The following is a 21138-nucleotide window of genomic DNA, read 5'->3' as shown; positions in this document are numbered from 1 at the left end:
GGCAAAGATATTGGTTGCATCGTTTGTGCAAAACAACCGCAGAAGTAAACGGCGAATAACCAGTGAGCAGTACTTTGAAAAGTGTAAAGAGTGCGGTGTGAATGGTTGGTATCGACTCGGGTGGCTCTTTTGGTGCTTCGTAAATCGTTAATATTTATTAATCTGAGTTTTCAAAAACAGCACCGAACTTTTTATTCGGTGCCGTTTCTGCGCTTCGCAAGATATATAAAATCTAACGTTCGCTAAAATTGCTTACCCCTTTTTCAGTGCGCTCGATGGATTGAATGGTGCCGTCGTCGTTAAAGTATAAATATTCGGCGGCCACATGGCGCTGACGACCGCAGGCGGAGTTGATATCCAGCCAGCGGTGGTAAAACAAAAACCACTGACCCTGATACTCAACAATTGAATGGTGATTATTGCTGTTGTTCTCCTGGCCCATAATCTCGCCTTTATACTCCCAGGGGCCGGTGGGGGATTTTGCCATATAGTAAGTCAGGATGCGGTTGTTTTCTGGCATGGTGTAGTAATACCAGTCACCGCGCTTAAACACCCAGGGGCCTTCCATTTTGGGCTCGTATCCGCCCATGTCCATTTTGGTTAACTCGCCCGCGGTACTGCGCATGTCGTCTGCCATTTTAATCACATGGTAATCGTGATCTTTGGCGTGGGTGTACAAATACGCCTGACCATCGTCGTCAATAAACAGGCTGGGGTCATTAGCATAGGGCGTACGCCACAGAGGCGCGCCAATCATGTCTTTAAAGGGGCCGGTGGGCGAGTCGCTTTCGGCGATGCCGATGCCCATCCACTTGGTGCTGTTTTCGGGGTTAACCCGGTCTTTATGGCCCGTGCCGGCGGGGAATATCAAGTAGTACTTGCCATTTTTATAGGCGGCATCCGGTGCCCAGGCGTAGTTGTCGGCCCAGGTTAAATCGTTAACCGAGAGCAAGGGGCCGTGGGTTTCCCAGTTCTTTAAGTCGGTGGATGAAAAGGCGTACCAGTCCTTCATCCAGAAATCTTCTTGGCACTCCAAATCATGAGAGGTATAAACATACATTTTACCATCCCCCCAAACGTAGGCAGACGGATCGGCAACCCGCAAGTTGTCGCCCATTTGCAGAGGGTTGCCTTGGGTTGCTGAAGTATTCTTATCGATAGCGGTGGGGGCGCAAGCCACACAAGCACTGATGGCTAATATTGAAGCGATGATACCAGGGGTGTTGGCTTTGACCATTTCATTACCTTTATGCAAACGAATTATAGTGGGTAAGCGAAAAGGGCATCTTACAGGAAATTATTGCCAGAAAAATACTAGCAGCCTGCTAATGTGCGTTAGCACAGGGGCGTCAGCGCGCCCCTTCTAGCAGCCTGCTAGCATCATTGGGCGAGCAATTGGTATTGCTGATTGTTGGCGCCCGGTAAGCATTCCCACTGAATTAAGTTGGCACCGTCAGCCGAGTCGCTCGCACTTACGTCAAGACACTTCTGGCTGAGCCGGTTAATAATTCGCCAGCGTCCCTCGCCGGCACTTTGGAAGCGGAACTGTTGGTTATCTCCGCCCCAGTAGTTCCAAAGCATGGCGTTGGCACCGTTATCGGTTGACAGTGAATCTATGTCCAGCCCCAGGGTGGGGGCATTGAGTGGGGATATGCGATGATAGTCGCCATCCACTTGAGAGATCGACCATTTTTGGCAGTCGTTATTGAGCCAGCTCCATTGTTGCACATTAGTACCGTCGGCAGTGGCGCAGTTGGCGGTATCCAGAGCTTTGCCGCTGTGAAGTGGAACAATACGATACACGCCATTGATCGAACCATTGTTGCTGCCGCCGCCAGGCGGTGTTCCCACTTGGCCACAGCCGGAAACATTAATGCTTGAGCTTGCTGTGCGCACCAATTGACAGTTCGGGTTGCCGTTCGCCACGCGTCCACTTACGACATGTGTATCGCTGGCGTCTTCCAGGAAAATGCCGTGGGACGTGGAAGATTCTATATCTACATAATTGACGGTTGTACCATGACTGCCGGAAACGCTGAAAAAGCCTCGTCCCGAATTGCGTGAGTACACGCTGCTTACGGTGACATTGGGACCATTATTGTTCGCCACCCGAAAGGTCGCATAGCCGCCGCCATAATTATTGTAGTGGCCGGTCACGTTGCCCACTGTGCCATTGCGTGAATTATTCAACAGGACACCCGAGCCGCCGTTATTGGTAACCGTGACATCGCCAATGGTAAAGCCATCGATGCCATAGGTTTCCAGGCCGTGCCCGGCGGCGCCGTTAATATTGATATTACCGGCGACGGTTAAATTACTGGCCGGCGCGGTCGAAGAGTCCACCCGTATACCCAGACCCACAGGATTGTTGTTGCTTAAATCCATGGTGATATTTTCCAGGGTGACGTTTGAGCAGCCGCGAAACCAGACCCCATAGCGTGGGTTGCCAGTGACGTGCAGGTTGTGCACGGTAATATTATCGCGCCGGTCGCAATAGACAGGGACGACTAAGTCGCCGCCGTTGGCGTTGAGTTGATGGCCGTGAAAATCCAGGGTCTGGCCCGCACGCGGACGCACAGCGTATACCTGGCCACCGTCGCTACCACTGTTGCCCGAGTTGCGAATATTAACGGTGCCTGTACCCATGTTGTTAATGGCCGCGTTAATCGCATCGAAGTAGCGGCTGCCGTTATATACCTGGTTGCCGTCGACGCGCGCCAGCCAGCTACCATTGGTGTAGGTGACCTCGGCGTCGGCCAGAGCATGGGAGGTGAAACCTGTGGAGGCTGCGACTAGGGCCGCGCCCAACCAGAGTGAGCGTTTGATGTGAGACATAGACTATCCCTTTTTATTGGATTTTGAGCCCGGTGTGAGCTTTAGCCAATCATCCTGAGAGCGCCCTTCGGCGAGAGGTACTGCGATGGTTATTATGAGCCCTAGGGAGCCTCTGATTAAGTCCCCAGTGGCCTCTGTAAGCCCCGAAGGGCGCGGCCAAAACGTCCATCCGCTGTGTTGCACTTCTTGCCAAGGACTATGGCCATTGCCTGCGAAGCGCGCCTTGCGGAGTGAACGTTTTGACTCGCGCAGAGACCACTGGGGACTTGATCAGAGGCTCCTTAGTTTTATTTGCCGCAAAGCGGACGATCAGAGGCTAGTCTATAAATCATCATAATTGTAATATAATAATCCATGTGTGTGAGCGAGCGCACATTTGAAGTGCGCTGGGTGAGCCCACTGACACGCCTGTCTCTTTTGATTAGGGTGTCACTGGTTTGATTAGGATGTTACTGGCACAGATGGGATGTGCGGCGTAAGGTTAGCCGAGGTTTACACAGGCTCAGGCATTTACTTTTGGGTGAGGCTCTATAACAATGCCAATCGATTCGCCAGCTTAATGATAATAATCAAATGCCTGTACTCCCACTTGCCCAGGCGATAGCAAGCGCTGCCTGTTGTGGATTTGCGCTTGCCGCGCTCATTGCATGCGTGTGTCTCGTTCCTCAGGCTCGGGCTGATTACTATCGCGCATCACAAGAGGGGGCGGATGCGTTATACAACCCATTAAACAGCTTTTCGCATTACGCGTTCGACACCCTGCAAATGCCCGACAACTTCGATCAGCATAATTTGGGTGATCGCTTTAATGAGCTGTTTGATGAGCTGGGTAACCCTGACGCCGCCATTCAGGACGAAGGCGGCTGGGGACGTTTTATCAATCGCCAACTCTTGCCCTACGATTCTGACTATGCCCGCGACTGGCCCACAGCCTTGCCAAACTATGCGTTGCACCTTTTTGGCGGAGGGGTGGTTTATCGCCGCGATCTGGAATACTACCGTGCGCATGGTTATCGCTATCCGCAGTTTGCGGCTATTGCCACCGCCTTAGCCTCTGAGCTGTCTCAGGAGGCGGTGGAGAAGAAAACCTCAACAGACGACGACCCGATCGCGGATTTCTATGTCTTTCGCCCTCTTGGTGTCTGGTTGTTTGCGGATGATGAGCGAGCGGCGTATATCGAGAAGCACTTGCAGCCCGAGGTCTGGCCCCATTTGATCTTCTACGACCCCAGCTCCGATACTTTGCGCAACGCCGGCATTAATTATGTCGTACGCCCGCAGTTTCTCAGCTTTGATAGCACTGAGTTTTTTGTCTATATGGGAATGAACTCTCTGGTGGGCTTATCGCACTCTCTAAGTGGCGGCAATACATTGTCCTGGGGAGCGGGTATTGCGCTTACCCGAATTTATTATCGCAGCGGCGTGCTGCGTTATGAGTCCCGTCCTAGCTTGGGGGTATTTGGCGATCGTGATGGTAATTTACTCTGGTCGGTTATCTACAATGGTACCGAAGCGCTCAAGCTGAGGGTAAATGTGTACCCTTGGAAGTCGCAGACGATAAAGTTTGGCCTAGGTTTGGGTGTTACCGATGATGACCGTGCTTGGCTTGGTTTTACCTTAAATATGCCAATGGGTCTGGGGCGGCAGTTTTAACCTTCGTTTAGTTGCTTATCGTCCACTGTGGGGAAGTTCTAGCTCGTCACTGTACCCGTAGCGTGAAAAATCGTCTTTAAAGAGCTTATGTACCCGCTGAACAAGGTCGCGATTGTAAAAGTATGGGTAAGCACTGTGAGCGATGTTCCCCGAACGGTACGAGGTGTGACCGACAAATTTATCGCTGTTTGTGCGTCGCTTAGAATGATGCTTCGATTCGCGAAATTCCTCTAGCGGTGAGGCACCTAAGTCCATGGCGCACTCAAGCTCGCGTAGCTGTTCGGTGCACGATTCCAGTTGAATAATCCAATCGTAACTCCATTTGGCATGGCGTTCGAAATCGTAGGTTTGCGGACTGTAATGAGGGTCAATGTTTTTTCCCTCTAAGCGCTCTAAAGTGTCGATGAACTCGGCAAAGCTGTATTGCATTCGATTGAATTGACCCGCAGTGTCTTTGTGCAGAAGCTCGGGCCTTTTAAGCGTATGAAGATAAGCGCTGACGGCACGAGCGTAGGGGTTTCTTACTATTTTAACTTTTTTAAAATCACTTGGCATGGCGAAAAATTGTCGCGATATGCTTTTGTATTCTCGGCTGGGGTAATAAACTTCCTGACGGTATTTATGCACCCAGCGAGGGTGGTTTTTAACTTGATCTCCCAGGCCGGCATGATAGAAGAGCCAGCTAGCCCCGAATACCGACCCCGATTTGGCTGACAGCGAGAGCATTAGTTGCTTTTTAGGTAGGAACAAAGGATGAAAAATATTTCGTGGTCTGCGTTTGAATCTTGCAAACAAGTGGGGCAATACTGGGCGCATAATCGGTTTCAGGGCGGAAGGGCCTGTTGGGTTTTAAGGTGATATCGGTACATAATACTGATAGGGCCGCCGAGAGCCAATGTTTAGACTGAATTATTTTCTGCAGGTAGCGTCTGTATTCGTATTGATATAGCGAGACTTGCCCAGATTAGACGCTCCCGCAGAAGCGGGAGCGGGTTGGTTTTAGACCGGTAAAATGATGGGCCAACTATTTTTCCGAGCCTTCTCTTGCAGTTGCCGTCCCCCGGCGATCGCATGAGGGTAGCCGACATACTCCAGCATGGGAAGATCAGAAATATCATCGCCGTAGGCGTAACAGGTTCTTCTGTCGATGCCCCGTTTTGCCAACAAATCGGCAATGGCGATCACCTTGCCTTCTCCGATAGTTTGCGGAGGTATAATTTTACCCGTGTACACACCGAGGCTTTGCTCCAACTGAGTGGCGAGAATATGGTCAGCTCCCAACTCGACTGCTATAGGTTCGAGCAGTGAGGGAAATGATCCCGAGACCAAAATACACTCGTGCCCACGCTGTTTATGCCGGTGCATAATGTCTACCACAGGGGAGTGATAAAACCCTGGCTGAGAACTGGTTTTTTGAAACCATTGCAGCGCTACATTTTCCACCTCTGCCACAGGGCGACCGGAAAAGTACTGATAATACTGTCGGTTCAGGTCGCCCCAAGAGCTGCTCGGGGAATAAACTTGTTGCAAAGTTTCCCGGTAGCCTTTTTGTTCTTCAGGGTGGGGATGGATTTGATACCAAAAATCCTGAAAACTAAGCATGCTTTTAACTGAAATCAGTGTATCGTCGACATCAAAAAAAGCCATGGGTTGTGAACTTCTATGGGGTTTCATAAGTTTTCTCCTCAGGCGCTAGGGGTGGCTTCAGACAGGGAATCTTCTGTTTGCACAAAAAAATGACTCATATGAACCTTTTGTGCCTTTAGCGCCTGGCGATTCTCCTGCTTGTAAATTCGCTCCTTATCCATCGCGGCTATTTCAAAGTGAAGGGTTGAGACACTGGTGCCGCACTGCACTACGTCCGCTTCAATGCTGAAATTAAGGCGCTTGGGAAGTTCAACTAACTTATCGCTGATGCGGCACTGGATTTTTGCCGGAAGGGGGAATGAAAAATTATTGTACTTAACCGACATGTTATTCAGCACAAAAGCAAAACTTCCTTCGGCCTGAGTCAAAAAAAACAGTTCCGTAATTGCCACTGTGGCTTGTCGAACCGCCTCTATCAGTAGCATTCCCTGTACGTGCTGACCACTTTGGTGATCGCTCATTAGCTCACTATTTTCATCGATTAAAAAATGCATTTCGTAGAGATCTTGAGCAATCTGTACCGGGGTGGATATTAGAGTGTTCTCTAACTGATGTTTGTGAGTAATCTCTCGCGGGGCACGGCTTGGCATTTGCTGCCACAGGCTGAAGTCAAACTTAGCGTGACGATCCAAGCGCGAGGCCATAAGGAGAATGTCAGCTATGCATTGATCTCCCATGCCTTGCCCGGGAACGAGCCTAACGCGTCCGGTAAAAGGCAATAAGTCGTGGGGAAGGGCCATCAGCCCCTTGAGCTGAGAGACGGTAATGGCGTCTTTGCCCAGAGCGAATGAAGAGAATTTATCGCTGACTACTAACATAATACGTGAGTTCATAGAGTTACCTATATAAGTGATGAGAATGTGTTACATTTGGCCTGAGTCGAAAAGACACAGACACCGCCCAATGCCGTAGCAATAGCAACGCCACTGAATCTGCAGAGGGCTCTTTAGTTATATCTGGCCTGGGTGAAACGGCCACTATTCGCATTGGGTTTAACAGCCTGTTAAGCAGCGACTGGGTGGATGAAATGTGTCTAGAATCTAAAAGATTGAACGTGCGAGGACTGTTAGGTATGACACTGTTGTTGCGAGGACTTTTACTGGTGGGGGTGTGGATGTTCTCCCAGCACGCGCTGGCTGAGCCCATAACCTTAAAGTTTATTTCTATTCAGGTGGCACCCTGGGGCTGGCAGGATTCAGAGTCTGGTGAGATTCGGGGAGCTTTTGCGGAAATGGTAAAAGAGTTAGATGCCCGGGTAGATGCCGATTTGAGTATTACCCTGACGCCGTTCGCACGTGTTGATCGCGAGCTGGAGCTGGGGGGGCACGATTGCACCATTTTGATACCGCGCCCTGAGGAAATGGTCGTGAGAGGCGAGGTGGTGGGTGAACATGATATTGGGGTGATCCCCGCCCGTGACGTTACCCTGAATGACTATAGTCAGCTAAAGGGGAAAAAGGTGGCGGTGCTGCGCGGCGCCTCTATTACATCGCGCTTTGATGCCGACGTGACGTTTCAGAAGGTTTACGATACAAACTATTTGATGTCATTGCGCAAGCTGGATCGCCAAAGGGTGGACGCCGTTGCCGGAGCCATTCCTACGATGCGGTACTTGGCGGAAAAAAATGGTTTGGCGGGTGCCCTGGGTAAACCGCTAAAGCTGGGGGATGTGCCATTGACGTTGCAGTGCTCGCGTCAATCCCGCCACCTGGATTTGCTGCCCGCCCTTAATCGCGCCGTGATGGACATGAAGGCCGAAGGGGTTATCGAGCGGATCAAATCAGAATATTACTTTTAGGATTAGAGTATGCAGCTGCTCGGTTCGGGCTACCAGTGGGACTATTTAAAACAAGCACTCAAGCGGCATGGGATCGGTCGGCGTCTCCTGCTCAGTATTATTGTCTTTAGTTCTGTGGTGACGCTTGTCGCTACTGCCGTGCAGCTGCTAACCGACTATCAACGCGATGTAAGCTTAATAAAAAGCCGCTTGGCAGACATTGATAGCAGCTATATGGCCAGTATTAGCGCCAGTCTCTGGAATTTGGATGTGAGCCAGCTCAAATTACAGCTGGAAGGGATTCGCCATTTGCCCGATGTTAGTTCAGTCGCTGTGTATGAGGTGGGGAACGCGGTGAGCAAGCCCCTGAAGATTGAGCTGGGGAAATTCGAGGCCGAAAGTGCGATTGTACGCGAATACGCCATTACCCATACCTTTGCCGAGGATAGCCGCACAATCGGCATACTGAGGGTTGAGGCGTCGTTGACTCAAGTGTATGCCCGCCTGTGGGATAAAGCGATTGTTATCCTTTTGAGTCAGGGGGTTAAAACCTTTCTGGTGTCATTGTTTATTCTCTATGTGTTTTACCGGTTAGTGGCTGTTCACCTAGGTCGTATTGCGCAGTATTTAAGTGATTACAATATTGATCAAACCAGTCCTCTAACGCTTGCGCGAGATCGTCGTAGCCACCCGGATGAGCTGGATCTGGTGGTGACCTCGTTCAATGCCCTAACCGCGAAACTCGAGGATGCTTACGAACATATGCGCCAGGTCAATCAGGCCCTGGCCGATGATATTGTGGCGCGGCGTCGCGCTGAGGAAGAGGTAAAGCACTTAAATGCGGTTTTGGAGGAGAGAGTTAAACAGCGCACGGCAGAGCTTGAAGCGGCCAATGGTGAGTTAGCCAGCTTTTGTTATTCGGTTTCTCACGATTTGCGTGCCCCGCTAAGGCGGATCGAAGGGTTTCGCCGGATTCTCGCGGAACAGATCGAAGAGCGGTGCAACGAGCAACAGCGACACTACCTGGGGCGAATGGAGTCTGGGGCGCAAGAGATGAGCGAAATGATCGATAGTTTTTTGCAGCTGTCGCGCGCCACCCAGAGCGAGCTGCATATCAGTCAGGTGGACTTATCGGCATTAGTGCGACACTATTTTGCGCAGTTAAGCGCGCTAGAGCCTGAACGCCGTGTGGAGCTTACCATTGAAGATGGCGTAGTGGTCGAGGCAGATCATCGTTTCCTTGCGGTTCTGGTGGATAACCTGGTGCACAACGCCTGGAAGTATACCGCCCGCGAAGCGTGTGCGCGTATTGCGTTTGGTTGTCAGAGCGCTGACAATGGTGAGCGGCAATTCTTTTTGCGCGATAACGGCGCGGGTTTCGACATGAAGTATGCGGGGCGCTTGTTTTCGCCCTTTACCCGCCTGCATAAAGCCTCAGAGTTCGAGGGAATAGGCATTGGCTTGGCGACAGTGCAGCGTATTGTCGCCCGCCATGGAGGACGAATTTGGGCAGAGGCTGAACCCGGAAAAGGGGCCAGCTTTTATTTCACTTTCTGGGATGGGAAAACGGACCGTGATCAGGGAAACGATATTACTGGTTGAAGATAATGCCGATGAGGCGGAGCTGGCTGAGTTGGCTTTTGCTCGCCTGAATGCTGAATACGACTTGCAGATAGTGGCCAATGGCGAAGAGGCATTGGATTTTCTGTTCGCCTCGGGGCGCTACTGTGATCGCCCCGATTATCGCAAACCGGCATTGGTGCTTTTGGATATCGATCTGCCGCAACTTAACGGCTTTGATGTACTGCGCGCGCTGCGCTCGTCGGCCGCCTACCACCATACCCCCATTGCTTTCTTAACCACGTCGGACGAGAACGCCGATATCGAAGAGGGCTACGCGCTGGGAGTAAACAGTTACCTGCAAAAGCCGCTGGGATTTGACCAGTTTGCGCAGCTTTTACAGGATGTCAGTCACTACTGGTTAAAACTGAATACCCGAGTTCACTGAGCTCTGGCGGCCTCTCTTAATTCGGCCTGTTTTTCCATGACCTGGTCGTGAACCGCAAAGGCACTCTCGCGGTTTTCAAATTCAAAGATATTGCGAATGGTGCAGTTATCACCCCCTGTTCTGACACTGTCCATACCGCCTCCGCAAATTTCACCAAAGCGCTGTTTGAACATGGCGTGGGTCGACATCTGCAAATCCATACATCCTGGTAGTACCGTTGCTAGGTAGTATTCACGATTGGTGTTAATGGAGATGACATCGCCGTCCAGCACCCCATAACCGCGAATATCTTTGACGTCCAGGCAGGCGCGGCCATTTTGTCCGGTAGCGTCTAACAGCAAGCTGGATACATTAGTGGAGGGGCCGCCTGTGGTGCTGCAGGCGGTTATGGCTGCAGCGAATAAAGCGGTTGTGGTGAGGGGGAGTAAGCTGTGAGTTGTCTTTACCATGATGACCTCGTTTGCGATTTGCCTTATTTTATTCAGTATAGCTGCAAGTAACGCAAAAAAAACCCCGGTGGATTGCTCCGACCGGGGTAAGCTTCCTGAGGTTGCTCCAGGGTTCTTAACGACGGTAACTGGGTTCTGGGCCCAGATAGCTGGGCTCTAAACCACCGTTGTCGATAATCAGCTTTTGCAGGGTTACACCCGGGTCGATGGCGTAAATACGCAGAGTGTGAGGACCCGGCTTCTCTATGGTGTGTTGAGTTGTGGTTTTACGGGCGCCTTGGCGTACCGCCTCTTGCCAGGCTTGGTGAGATAGGTCGCTGAGAATGTCCACCACCTGCGGCTGCCGGTCGTCAATCGCAATTGCATAGCGAAGGCCGCGCTCGGGAACAAAGTTAAGGCTGGGTGCGAAAATGCCTTTGACACTAATGTCGCCCGCGCTAAACAGATAGAAATCGTATTCTACCCAAGGCGCGTGTTCTAAATCCTCGAAGCTGGTGTCGGTGACCGGGAAGGTCGACATGGACGAGCCGGTGTGACCGTGGAGCGGAATTTCCTGCCACTCGATACCGTCCGCTGACTGTTTACGAGCGTAGTCGGCCGGTTCGATGGCCACAACACCATTCGCCTCTACAAAACCTTTGACCTCAGCCCGGATGTCGGACTCGGGTAGGAATGACTCGACCTGAACTTTTGCCCCGCCCCAGCCGGTGCCTTTGACAAAGACGTGTCCGGTATGGCGACCTACAGGGGCCTCTTGCCAATTGATGCTGACGCGCAGGCGTTGGGTGCCAGTAATTTCGCCCTCAGTTTGGCTAATGCTAATCCAGGGCTCGCTGGCTTCAGCCGTAAAGTTGAACGGAGCGGTGCCCTTGTTATAAACGTCGATGTAATGGCTGGTCGTGCCGTAGGGACTGAACTCGGGCAGCGCCAGGTTGCTGGTGGCGGGCCAGCTCTGTGCCTGTCCCTCAACGGCCACACCCATATCGGGCTTATCGTGGGGCTGATAGCGATAGGTTACCGGCAGGGTATTCGCGGGTGGATTGTTCCAGTGGGTGTAGCCAATGTGGGTTTGGCTCATAAAGTGATTCCACTTGCCGTCATTAATGCTGTGGTAGCGCTCGCTTAAGGCGGCGTCGGCGGCAAACAACTCTTTTGCCCGCTCAGCATATTCATTGGCATTAGCCCGGCCTTGCTCCGCGTAAAGACGGTTTTTGGCAGTATTGCTGTACAGCTCGTGAATGATGGTGGTCGCTTTAATGGGGTGTAACACCAGTTGGAAGAAGGCATCCTGATGTTGTTTTGGAATTTTCCCGTAAAGCAACTCGGCTTTTTCCAGCAGCCCGTTCAACTCGGCGCTGATGCGGTCTGCCTCGCGGTAGTTTAGTTGGCTGTAGGTATCCGGGCTCATCAGCTCGGGTTTGCGGCGACCATTCTGCCGGGTATAGCCGGTGATGATATCTTCAATGTCGGCGGCGTATTCGGCGCCAAACTCGCGCTCGGCCCAAAGCTGGCTGAATTCCTCCAAACGCTCTTTGGGCCAGTCGCTTGGGTCCCACGCCATACGCAGAAAGAATTCGGTGGGGAATTCTTGCGGTTTTAAGTCGCCGACATTAACAATCCAAATCTTTTTCGCATCGAACGCGTCGGCCAGATTCATTTGCTCCCAAATCTTGGCGATGGGGGTAACATTCATCCAGCGATAGGAACGCGGCCCGCCCACATAATCAAAGTGGTAGTAAACCCCGGCACCGCCCTCGCGCTCGCGTTCTTGTGGTGTAGGCAGGCGCCGGACATTGCCCCAGTTATCGTCGGCCCACAGCAGGGTCACATCATCGGGGACGCGCATGCCGTCTTCGTAATAACCTTGCACCTCTTTATACAGTGCCCAGACCTGGGGAATCTCGCTTAAGTCGCGGTCGAAAACGTCGTCTAAAATCTCGCGCTGATCGGTGACAATTTTTTCCAGCAGGCCAATATTCTGTTCGTCACTCATGGGGGTGTCGGCCTGACCGCGCATACCCAACGTATAAATGGAGTCGTAGGGTTTGTTGCGTTTCGCGCCCTCTACCCAAAAGTCGTACAGCTTTTCGGGGTTACGCTCATAGTCCCAGGGGCCCTCGCCGTAGCGATTCCATTCTTTATCGGCGCGCATCATCGGTTCGTGATGTGAAGTGCCCATAAAAATGCCGTATTCGTGGGCGCGCACCATGTTCAGCGGATCGTCGTCATTGAAGGCGTTGTTCCACATGGCGGGCCATAAATAGTTGGCCTTCAGGCGCGTTAACAGCTCGAATACTTTTTCGTAAAACTCGTGATTGTAACCACCGAATTTTTCCTGGGCCCAGCCCGTGAGAGCGGGCGCCTCATCGTTTAAAAAGATGCCGCGGTATTTCACGTCGGGGTAATCGGCGATTTTCAGGTCGCCATCCAGGTAGATATTGTCGCGTTTGTGTACCGGCACATCCGCCCACCAATACCAGGGTGAAACACCAATTTGCTCGCTGATCTCGTAGATCCCGTAGGCCACCCCGCGCCTGTCGGTGCCGGCGATGACCAGCGCTTGGTCAATATTTTCGGTCGGCTGGTCGACAGTCTGAATCACGTAGCCTTCCCAGCGCCCGGTGATGCTCTCGGTATCCAGTTTTCCCTCGGCAATGAGTTTGTCGATCAGTGGATTGGTGCCGATTTGTCCGGCAATGACCGCTTGCTTAAGAGGCGATTTGGCTTGCTTCAGGGTGGTTAGCGAGGGGCGCTTGTTGCTGACTCGTTCAATATCAGCTTGCAGGTTTTGCAGCGCAATCTTGATTGCAGCATCGGCTTGGGCATAGTGCAGCAGGGGCGCACTATGATTGCGATGCACGAGCTGAAAGTCTCCGTCGTTTGGCTTGTCATTGATAAAGCTGGGGCCGCCCAGTGCGAGAGCGCCCTGAGGTGCGGCCAGGGCCGCGACTAAGCCTGCGGCAAGAGATATTTTATTAATAATCTTCATAATGTCAGTACATCGCTAAAATAAAATTGCAACTCGCTGCGCCGGAAGTAAAACCCGGGAAGCTAGCGCGCAAGACTGTGAAGCCTGCTCAGGGTAGGCCCTTACCTACTGCCCCTGTCCTTTTTTATTCTGAGGTAGCGTCGGGGCGCCGAGGATTCGTCTGTGACTCGCGCGCTTTAAGTCGTGATTTGGGGCGGTCGGATCCGCAGAGTCGCTGTTATTGCCACTCTTCTTATAGTCATGAAAACCATAACATAAACCAAAATGCGGCGATCTACAACCCCCGCTAGGGCCTGTTCACACTAATTAGATGCAGCCTGTTGCGACTAAAAATTTGTCAATCAAGGCGCGAGGAGAGTGGTTTGGTGATTCCAAATGAACGACGAGCAACGCAGAGTGGCGGATTTTTAGCCGCAACCCGAAGGGCTGGAGCCTGTTTTGCCCCAGCGTTGTTGCCGATCGCTTATTTGGAATCACCAAACTACACTCACGGCGCCTAGCTGGAAACAAAACTGGCTTCCAGCAGGCGCATTTAATTAGTGTGAACAGGCCCTAAAAAGAGTCGCTTAGGTGGATGACGTAAGAGGGGGCGCCGAGAGGAGTTCGCGGCGCGAGTTTCCCTATATTTCGAAGGAAAAGCCTTTTTCGGTAAGGGCTTGGTAGGCTTGCTCGTCAAAGCGGTAAAGCTTGGCGGCGCGGTGGGCAACCCCGGTTTGCTTTTCTTCGCAGCTGGTCAACAAGTTCATTTTCATGATCTTACGGCGGAAGTTGGGTTTATCCAGCTTGGTGTCCAGAATACCTTCGTAAAGCTCCTGTAACTGCAGCAGGGTAAATTTTTCCGGCAGCAAGTTGAAACCAATGGGGCGACGGCGCACTTGCTGTTGCAGGTGCTGGATACCGAAGTCGACGATTTCTTTGTGGTCGAAGATCAGCTCGGGCAATTCGTGAATACCGAACCAGCAGGCGTCGGAGGCGTTGTTGCCCGCCACCAGTTTGTAGTCTTCGGCGCTAACCAGCGCGTAATAGGCCACTGTGATTACTCGCTCGGAGGGAAAGCGGTCCACTCGGCCAAAGGTTTTGAGTTGTTCCAGGTATAGGTCGGTTACCCCGGTCAGCTCGTGCAGATGGCGCGAGGCGGCATCCCGCAGATTCTCGTCGTGTCGGATAAAGCCGCCGGGCAGGGCCCACTGGCCTTTGCTGAGCCCCACTTTATGTTTAACCAGCAATATGTCGAGCTTGCCGTGATCTAGGCCAAAAATAAGGTTATCAATGGACAGAGATTTTATGACGTTCTTGGGCGTGAAGGATGGCTCGACGTGAGCGCTGTAGCGGTGGTTGGTTTCTGACACGGTGTGTTGCCTGTAAAAATGACTATTTAAACGATCCAGGGTGTTCAAATATGATATTGATTTTGTATTTGACTTGATCTGGTCAATAATACCATATTACGTACATAGGGTTCGCAGGCGAGGTAATGTGGATGAAAACCGCGTAAAATTCAAGCACTAAGTCTTGTGGTCATTGGGACAATAAGATATAGTGCGCTACACTCGAGAATCCTTTGAGGTTCTTTTTAGGCGCTGGGCGCCCATAAAAACAACGATTAAATTACTGGAGAGTCATGTTGTTTCTAGGTCTGGATATCGGTAGTTCTTCAACCAAGCTTTCGGTTATCGATGGTGACAGTGGTCGCACGCTGGCGGCTGTGACTCATCCAGAGTCGGAGCTTGAGATCAAAAGTCCCCAGGCGGGTTTTGCCGAGCAGGATCCGCAAACCTGGTGGGAGTGTGTGGCCGCCGGGTTGGCCAAGCTTGCCGCCAAGGGCATTGATTTAAAAAGCATCAAGGCGATTGGTATCTCCTACCAGATGCACGGCCTGGTGCTGGTAGATAAGGCCCAGCAAGTGTTGCGTCCGGCGATCATTTGGTGTGACTCGCGCGCCGTTCCCTATGGCGATGCCGCGCTTGAGGCGCTGGGTGAAGATTATTGTTACCAACATTTACTGAACTCGCCGGGTAATTTCACCGCCGCTAAGCTGCGTTGGGTGCAGGAAAACGAGCCCGAGCTGTTCGGTCAAATTGATAAGGCGATGCTGCCCGGCGATTATATTGCCATGAAGCTCTCCGGCGAGGCGACCACCACCGCCTCGGGTTTGTCAGAGGGTACCTTTTGGGACTATCAAAATCGTACGCCAGCCGAAAAGTTGATGGCCCACTGGGGCATGAGTACCGACCTGCTACCAGAGCTGGTTCCTAATATTGGCGAACAGGCTCGCGTAAGCGATGCCGCGGCCGCCGAATTGGGCTTGGCGCCGGGCACCTTAATCAGCTACCGCGCGGGTGATCAGCCCAATAACGCCTTTAGTCTGAATGTGTTGGAAGCCGGTGAGGTGGCGGCTACGGCGGGTACTTCCGGGGTTATTTACGGCGTTACCGATAAGGATGTGGCCGATGTGAAGTCCCGCGTTAATACCTTTGTGCATGTGACCGATACCGAGGCGCACAAGCGCAATGGTGTCTTGGTCTGCGTCAATGGCACCGGGCGTCTTTACAGTTGGTTGCGGCAAATGCTGACCGCCGGTGGCGATCTGAGTTATCCGCACCTGAATCAGCTGGCCGCCGAAATCCCCGTGGGCAGTGACGGGCTTATCTTTCACCCCTTTGGTAATGGTGCTGAGCGTATTTTTCAAAACCGCAATATGGGCGGACACATTCGCAATATTGATTTCAACCGTCACGGTCTGGGCCATATGGTCCGGGCGGCGCAAGAGGGTATTGTGTTCGCGCTCAACCAGGGTTTTGATGTGCTGAAAGAGCTGGGTGGCAGCTGTGAGGTGATTAAAGTGGCGCAGGGGAATATGTTTTTAAGTGACGTATTCGCCCAGACCTTCGCCAACACCACCCAGGCCTCGGTAGAGTTGTACGATACCGATGGCGCGGCGGGCGCTGCTCGCGGTGCGGCCTTGGGGGCAGGCTACTACGCCTCGGCCAAAGAGGCCTTCGCGGGGTTGGAAAAAGTGGCCATCATAGAGCCCCAGGCCTCGCGCGCCGATGAGTACCAGAGTGCCTATGGCGCCTGGCAAAAAGCCCTGGCTGACTTAGGGTAAGGGCGATGGCGGTGAATCATCAGCCGCTCGAGTTGCGTGCCGGGCAGGCCTGTTTAACCTTGGAGCCTGCCTATGGCGGCATGATTAATGGCTTGGTTCTGCCCACGCGGGCGGGCGCGCGCGATGTGATCGCGGGAATTGGTCGTGACGAATGTGCGGCCAATCCGGGTTTTCGCGGTGCGGTGTTGTTCCCCTTCCCCAATCGTTTGCGCGATGGTCGCTACCGGTGCGAAGGGCGCGACTATCAGTTTGACCTCAATGAGCCGGCTTTGCGTAACGCTCTGCATGGTTTTTTGTATCGCGCCGAGGCGCAAGTGACAGAAGGGCCTTTAGTAGAGGGGGCGAGTTCGGTTAGTTTGGTCTACGCTTTCGATGGCTCGGAGCCCGGCTACCCTTTTAGGGCGCGAGTGCAGCTGGACTATGTGCTCTACCCCGAAGGCGAGCTGGAAGTTTGTATGAGTGTGGTAAACCAAGGCACGCATACAATTCCAGTGGGTATGGGGTGGCATCCGTATTTCTCGCTGGGGGTTGCACTGGATGATTGTCGGTTGGCATTGCCGCCGGCGCGGCGCACTTTGGTGGATGAGCGCATGCTGCCCACAGGGCAAAGCGAACCGGATACTCGGTTTGTCGAGGGCGCGAGCCTCGCCGATGTTGAGCTGGACAACTGTTTTGTACTGGATGGCCAAAGTGGTCGAGTATCAGCGCGCTTTGACAGCGAGCGGGCCGGTTTTGGTCTGGAGTTGTGGCAGCGGGCTGGCAACCGGGGAATGAATTTTATGCAGGTGTACACGTCGCCCGATCGCAAGTCGCTAGCGGTCGAGCCAATGAGCTGCGGTATCGATGCATTTAATACTGGTGAGGGCTTGGTAAATCTAGAGCCCGGCCAGACTTTTAGCGGCGTTTTTGGTGTACGCGCCTACGGCTTATAGGCCAGAACGTTTATTACATTTGCGGGGGTGTACCGCCTTCGCGGCAACATTAAAAGGTATTAGTTATGAGTGTACTCATCGGAGATAAAGAATATTTTAAAGGTGTCGGCAAGATCGCCTACGAAGGCCCAGAGTCCGACAATCCTCTGGCGTTTAAGTGGTATGACGAGAACCGTGTAGTCGCCGGTAAAACCATGAAAGACCATTTGCGCTTTGCCACTTGTTACTGGCACACCTTCTGCGGCGCCGGTCACGATCCTTTCGGTCCAGGACCTTTTATCTTCCCATGGAACGAAGGGAAAGATGCCGAGACTCGCGCGCGCATGAAGCTTGATGCTGCGTTTGAGTTCTTTACCAAAGTGGGTACTCCTTATTACTGCTTCCATGATGTGGATGTGGTTGAAGAGGGTGATGACGGTCGCGCCGCTTTCAGCAAGCGCCTGGCGCAGTGGGTAGAGTGGGCCAAAGAAAAGCAAGACGCTTCGGGTATGAAGCTTTTGTGGGGCACTTCTAACCTGTTCACCAATCCGCGTTTTATGAACGGCGCTTCAACCAACCCCGACTTTAACGTAGTGGCCTACGCCGGTGCGCAATTAAAAGACGCCATCGACGCGACTATCGCTCTGGGTGGTGAGAACTACGTATTCTGGGGTGGTCGTGAAGGCTACATGAGTCTGCTTAACTCCGACATTGGTCGCGAGCAAGAGCACATGGCGCGCTTCTTAACCATGGCCCGCGACTACGGCCGCGCCAATGGCTTTAAAGGTAACTTCCTGATTGAGCCCAAGCCCATGGAGCCGTCCAAGCACCAGTATGACTTTGACAGTGAAACCGTTATTGGCTTTTTGCGTCATCACGGTTTGGACAAGGACTTTAAACTGAACATTGAAACCAACCACGCCACCTTGGCTAGCCACACCATGGACCACGAAATGCAAGTGGCCGCCAACGCCGGCATGTTGGGTTCTATTGATGCCAACCGCGGCGACTATCAGAACCAGTGGGATACCGACCAGTTCCCTTACAACATTAACGAGACCGTGGAAATGATGTTGGTTGTACTGCGTGCCGGTGGCTGGGCCGGTGGCGGTGTTAACTTCGATGCCAAGCGCCGTCGCAACTCTACCGATTTGGTTGATACCTTCCACGGCCACATTGGTGGTATGGATGTGTTTGCCCGCGCCTTGATTATTGCCGACGATATTCTGCAGAAGTCACCCCTAGAGCAAATGCGTAAAGAGCGTTACGCGACCTTTGATTCAGGTGACGGCGCTAAGTTTGAGGCGGGTGACCTCAGTCTAGAAGCTTTGGCGGCTATCGGTAATGCCGCTGGTGAACCCGCTCAAGTGAGTGGTCAGCAGGAATTGTACGAAAATATTATCAATCGTTATATTCGTTAATATTGCGCTGATAATTAGCAGTTCTTCAAAAGAACGGTGCCCCGAGTAATCGGTGCACCGTTTTTTGTTTTTGGCTCTATAAAGTTTGATTGGTTTTTATTGCGAGGCGGGGGTGTTTTAAAGGGTAAAGTTAATCGCATTGTGTGGATTTGTTTCTATACTTAAATCCCACGCTGCAGCCTTACATGGTTTTTGATCTAAACGATTTCTGTGGCGTAAAACAAATAACAAAAAATTTACCATGGAGGAGTCGAACATTTGTCATACATTTTGATGCCCAAGTAACAAGATTATTTTTAAATAAAATACTAGCGCCTTATAGTCATATCGAACATTTGTGTGCTATGTTATGTGTAATGCGCGTCACTTTGACTGTTTCATAAGTCTCACTTTGAACTCCGGCCCAGGAGTTCGGTTTCGGTGGAATTGAAAAGTGGCCAGCAAAATATAAAAGGCGGAAAGCCAACCGAGTTCGGTCAACTTACGCTCCTGACAGAATAATTAAGCTTGAGACTAGAATAATAGAGGGTTTTGATATGTTACAAAAACTGCTTATCGCGCTATGCACAGTATTTGTGCTCTCTGCCTGTGGCGGAGATGTAGACTTGGGGCCAAGCACAGCGCCGCCACCCGATAACGGCGGTGGAGATGGTGACGGTGATGGCGGCGACGGCGATGGTGGCGACGGTGATTTTGAGCCGGGTGAGCCAAAAATCTATACCTATATCCCCTTTGATGAAGAAGCCGACATTGACGCTTGGATGAGCGCCTGTGCGAACGGCTGTAACGCGACCGCGAGTATGAGCTGGAACGGCACAGAGGAAGTTCTGGTGGCAGAGCCCACCTGGGCGAGCGACGCCGACCAACTGGACATTTACGGTGCGGTTGACGAAGTCGACGATATGGCCGGTTCGGCTGCCAGCATCTGGGTGTATGTCACCGATGCTTATGCGAGCGATGGCAATATGACCATGCACCTGTTGCTGAGCAACGCCTCGGGCCTTAAAGGTGTAAGTCGCCCTTACCCCGCAGAGGCGGGTTGGAACCGCATCGAAATGTGGGAGCTGGCTGCCGGTACCGGCGAATCCGAAGTCGTTGAAGGCGAGCCTGTGGTTGACTATGGCACCTTTGCCTGGCACGACGAAGGCTTCTCGCTGCGTGATATCAACGAGGTGGGTGTTCGCTTGGTGGCTAACGGTAAAGCACCTGAGGTCGCAGGTCCCCTTTGGTTCGATAACGTCACGCTGACTCCATCCTCTGGCGCGGGTGGTCCTTTGGTCGTTGAAGCCGATGATCCGGCTTGGACGGTAATGGATGCCACCGATGGCGTTACCGTGCAGACCGATGACACTGGCGTCTACTACGAGCCTACCGCAGCCGATCAGAAGCTGGTTTATCTGCTGGAAGGTCCAGCCGATCTAGTGGGCCGCAGCTTTGATATGACTATTACTGTGGATCAGGCGTTTAAAGATTCAGGCGCTGATGTTCAGCCAATTATTCAACAAAACTTCGGTAGTTATACCGGTGAGTTCGGTTGTTATGTGGGTAACGGATCACTGACTGCAGGTGAGCCCTACGAAATTAACTGCGCCACTGAAAACGAAGCGTTTATCGCCGAAGAAGGACAGAATATTCGCGTCGGTCTACAGGTTAAAAACGAAGTGGCTGGCCGTGTCACCATCAACAGCATGCAGATCAATATCACCACCTCAAGTGGCGATAGTGGTCCGTTTACTTTGGTGCCTACGCAAGAAGATCTTGATGCTGGCACTTGGGATAACGACAACTGGCAGGGCTTAGAGGGTGCGCCTGATTTATCGATTGATAGCGACACCGGCGCTTTGCAGATCGATCCCAATTGGCAGGCAACAGACAGCGACGAGCGTACTGTTATGTATGTGGCAGCCGCTGATGAGTTGCCAGATTTGGAAGGCGCCACTGTTGGGTTTGAGTTGTACATAAGCGACTACTATCTGACTGAAAATCCTGGCATGCAAATTCAGCCTTATATTCAGCAAAATGAGGGCGGTTACGAGGGTATCTACGGTGACTTCCTTGCTCTGAGTGCGGGTGAAGACTTGGGTGACGGCTGGTACCGTTTCGAGCAAGCGTTTGAAGGTGTACCTACCGAGCCAACCGCTCATCGTGTGGGTATTAAGCTGCAAGGTGCTGGCTTGACGACTCGCGAAGAAGGCGAGCCTATTTTGTTGCGCCAGATTACTATCGAGTAAATAAGTGGCAAAGGGACATTTATGGTGACCCGTTCCTATGGGGCGGGTCATAAAAAGTAAAGTCTCTGCCATTTAGAGTAAGTTTAAACAGTGGTGCCGAGCGTCATGCAA

Annotated in this window: 16 protein-coding genes; 8 read left to right on the top strand and 8 right to left on the bottom strand. The window is 52.3% G+C overall.

Going from position 1 to position 21138, the window contains the following annotated elements; all coding sequences use genetic code 11:
- Positions 1–232 precede the first annotated feature (232 nt).
- On the bottom strand, positions 233–1237 hold the full coding sequence (locus M6D89_RS10100) for a family 43 glycosylhydrolase (RefSeq protein ID WP_253967942.1): 1005 nt from the start codon (positions 1235–1237) through the stop codon (positions 233–235).
- Between the two features lie 143 nt (positions 1238–1380).
- Positions 1381–2835, bottom strand: coding sequence for an RICIN domain-containing protein (locus M6D89_RS10095; protein ID WP_253967941.1), 1455 nt, complete (start codon positions 2833–2835; stop codon positions 1381–1383).
- 573 nt (positions 2836–3408) lie between these two features.
- Between M6D89_RS10095 and M6D89_RS10090 the strand changes: the two genes are divergently transcribed.
- Positions 3409–4488: a hypothetical protein gene (locus tag M6D89_RS10090; protein WP_253967940.1), complete on the top strand. Its 1080-nt coding sequence runs from the start codon at positions 3409–3411 to the stop codon at positions 4486–4488.
- 15 nt (positions 4489–4503) lie between these two features.
- Here M6D89_RS10090 and M6D89_RS10085 read toward each other — a convergent pair whose 3' ends face one another.
- From M6D89_RS10085 to M6D89_RS10075, 3 genes are all read right to left on the bottom strand, one after another.
- Complete coding sequence (locus tag M6D89_RS10085; RefSeq protein WP_253968044.1) at positions 4504–5043, bottom strand: sulfotransferase family 2 domain-containing protein; 540 nt, start codon at positions 5041–5043, stop codon at positions 4504–4506.
- Between the two features lie 444 nt (positions 5044–5487).
- The gene (locus M6D89_RS10080; protein WP_253967939.1) at positions 5488–6135 is read right to left on the bottom strand and encodes an HAD family hydrolase; all 648 of its coding nucleotides are present in this window, start codon (positions 6133–6135) and stop codon (positions 5488–5490) included.
- Positions 6136–6173: 38 nt separating this feature from the next.
- On the bottom strand, positions 6174–6968 hold the full coding sequence (locus M6D89_RS10075; protein ID WP_253967938.1) for an AfsA-related hotdog domain-containing protein: 795 nt from the start codon (positions 6966–6968) through the stop codon (positions 6174–6176).
- Between the two features lie 239 nt (positions 6969–7207).
- On the opposite strand from M6D89_RS10075, the gene M6D89_RS10070 reads away from it, so the two are divergent.
- The 3 genes from M6D89_RS10070 to M6D89_RS10060 are packed head-to-tail and all read left to right on the top strand — an operon-like array spanning position 7208 to position 9920.
- Positions 7208–7933, top strand: coding sequence for a substrate-binding periplasmic protein (locus M6D89_RS10070; RefSeq protein ID WP_253967937.1), 726 nt, complete (start codon positions 7208–7210; stop codon positions 7931–7933).
- A gap of 9 nt (positions 7934–7942) precedes the next feature.
- The gene (locus M6D89_RS10065; protein WP_253967936.1) at positions 7943–9514 is read left to right on the top strand and encodes a sensor histidine kinase; all 1572 of its coding nucleotides are present in this window, start codon (positions 7943–7945) and stop codon (positions 9512–9514) included.
- Positions 9486–9920, top strand: a complete 435-nt coding sequence (locus M6D89_RS10060) for a response regulator (protein WP_253967935.1) — start codon at positions 9486–9488, stop codon at positions 9918–9920. The genes M6D89_RS10065 and M6D89_RS10060 overlap by 29 nt, the downstream gene beginning before the upstream one ends.
- Here M6D89_RS10060 and M6D89_RS10055 read toward each other — a convergent pair.
- The 3 genes from M6D89_RS10055 to M6D89_RS10045 form a co-directional block, all read right to left on the bottom strand.
- Positions 9914–10369, bottom strand: a complete 456-nt coding sequence (locus tag M6D89_RS10055) for a DUF6491 family protein (RefSeq protein ID WP_253967934.1) — start codon at positions 10367–10369, stop codon at positions 9914–9916. The two genes, M6D89_RS10060 and M6D89_RS10055, sit on opposite strands and share 7 nt — an antisense overlap.
- A gap of 115 nt (positions 10370–10484) precedes the next feature.
- Complete coding sequence (locus M6D89_RS10050; RefSeq protein WP_253967933.1) at positions 10485–13358, bottom strand: glycosyl hydrolase 115 family protein; 2874 nt, start codon at positions 13356–13358, stop codon at positions 10485–10487.
- A 620-nt stretch (positions 13359–13978) separates the two neighbouring features.
- Positions 13979–14707 (bottom strand): NUDIX hydrolase, encoded by a 729-nt coding sequence (locus tag M6D89_RS10045; protein ID WP_253967932.1) that lies wholly within the window; start codon positions 14705–14707, stop codon positions 13979–13981.
- Positions 14708–14979: 272 nt separating this feature from the next.
- Between M6D89_RS10045 and M6D89_RS10040 the strand changes: the two genes are divergently transcribed.
- From M6D89_RS10040 to M6D89_RS10025, 4 genes are all read left to right on the top strand, one after another.
- Positions 14980–16464, top strand: coding sequence for a xylulokinase (locus M6D89_RS10040; protein WP_253967931.1), 1485 nt, complete (start codon positions 14980–14982; stop codon positions 16462–16464).
- Positions 16465–16475: 11 nt separating this feature from the next.
- On the top strand, positions 16476–17396 hold the full coding sequence (locus tag M6D89_RS10035) for an aldose epimerase family protein (RefSeq protein WP_253967930.1): 921 nt from the start codon (positions 16476–16478) through the stop codon (positions 17394–17396).
- Positions 17397–17461: 65 nt separating this feature from the next.
- The gene (gene xylA, locus M6D89_RS10030; RefSeq protein WP_253967929.1) at positions 17462–18796 is read left to right on the top strand and encodes a xylose isomerase; all 1335 of its coding nucleotides are present in this window, start codon (positions 17462–17464) and stop codon (positions 18794–18796) included.
- A gap of 536 nt (positions 18797–19332) precedes the next feature.
- Entirely contained in the window at positions 19333–21027 is a 1695-nt protein-coding gene (locus M6D89_RS10025) for a family 15 carbohydrate-binding domain-containing protein (RefSeq protein ID WP_253967928.1), read from the top strand.
- The last annotated feature ends 111 nt before the right edge of the window (positions 21028–21138 follow it).

The sequence above is a fragment of the Gilvimarinus xylanilyticus genome (genome assembly GCF_024195295.1).
In the GTDB taxonomy this organism is placed as follows: Bacteria; Pseudomonadota; Gammaproteobacteria; order Pseudomonadales; family Cellvibrionaceae; genus Gilvimarinus; species Gilvimarinus xylanilyticus.
This window is presented reverse-complemented; position numbering and strand designations above follow the sequence as displayed.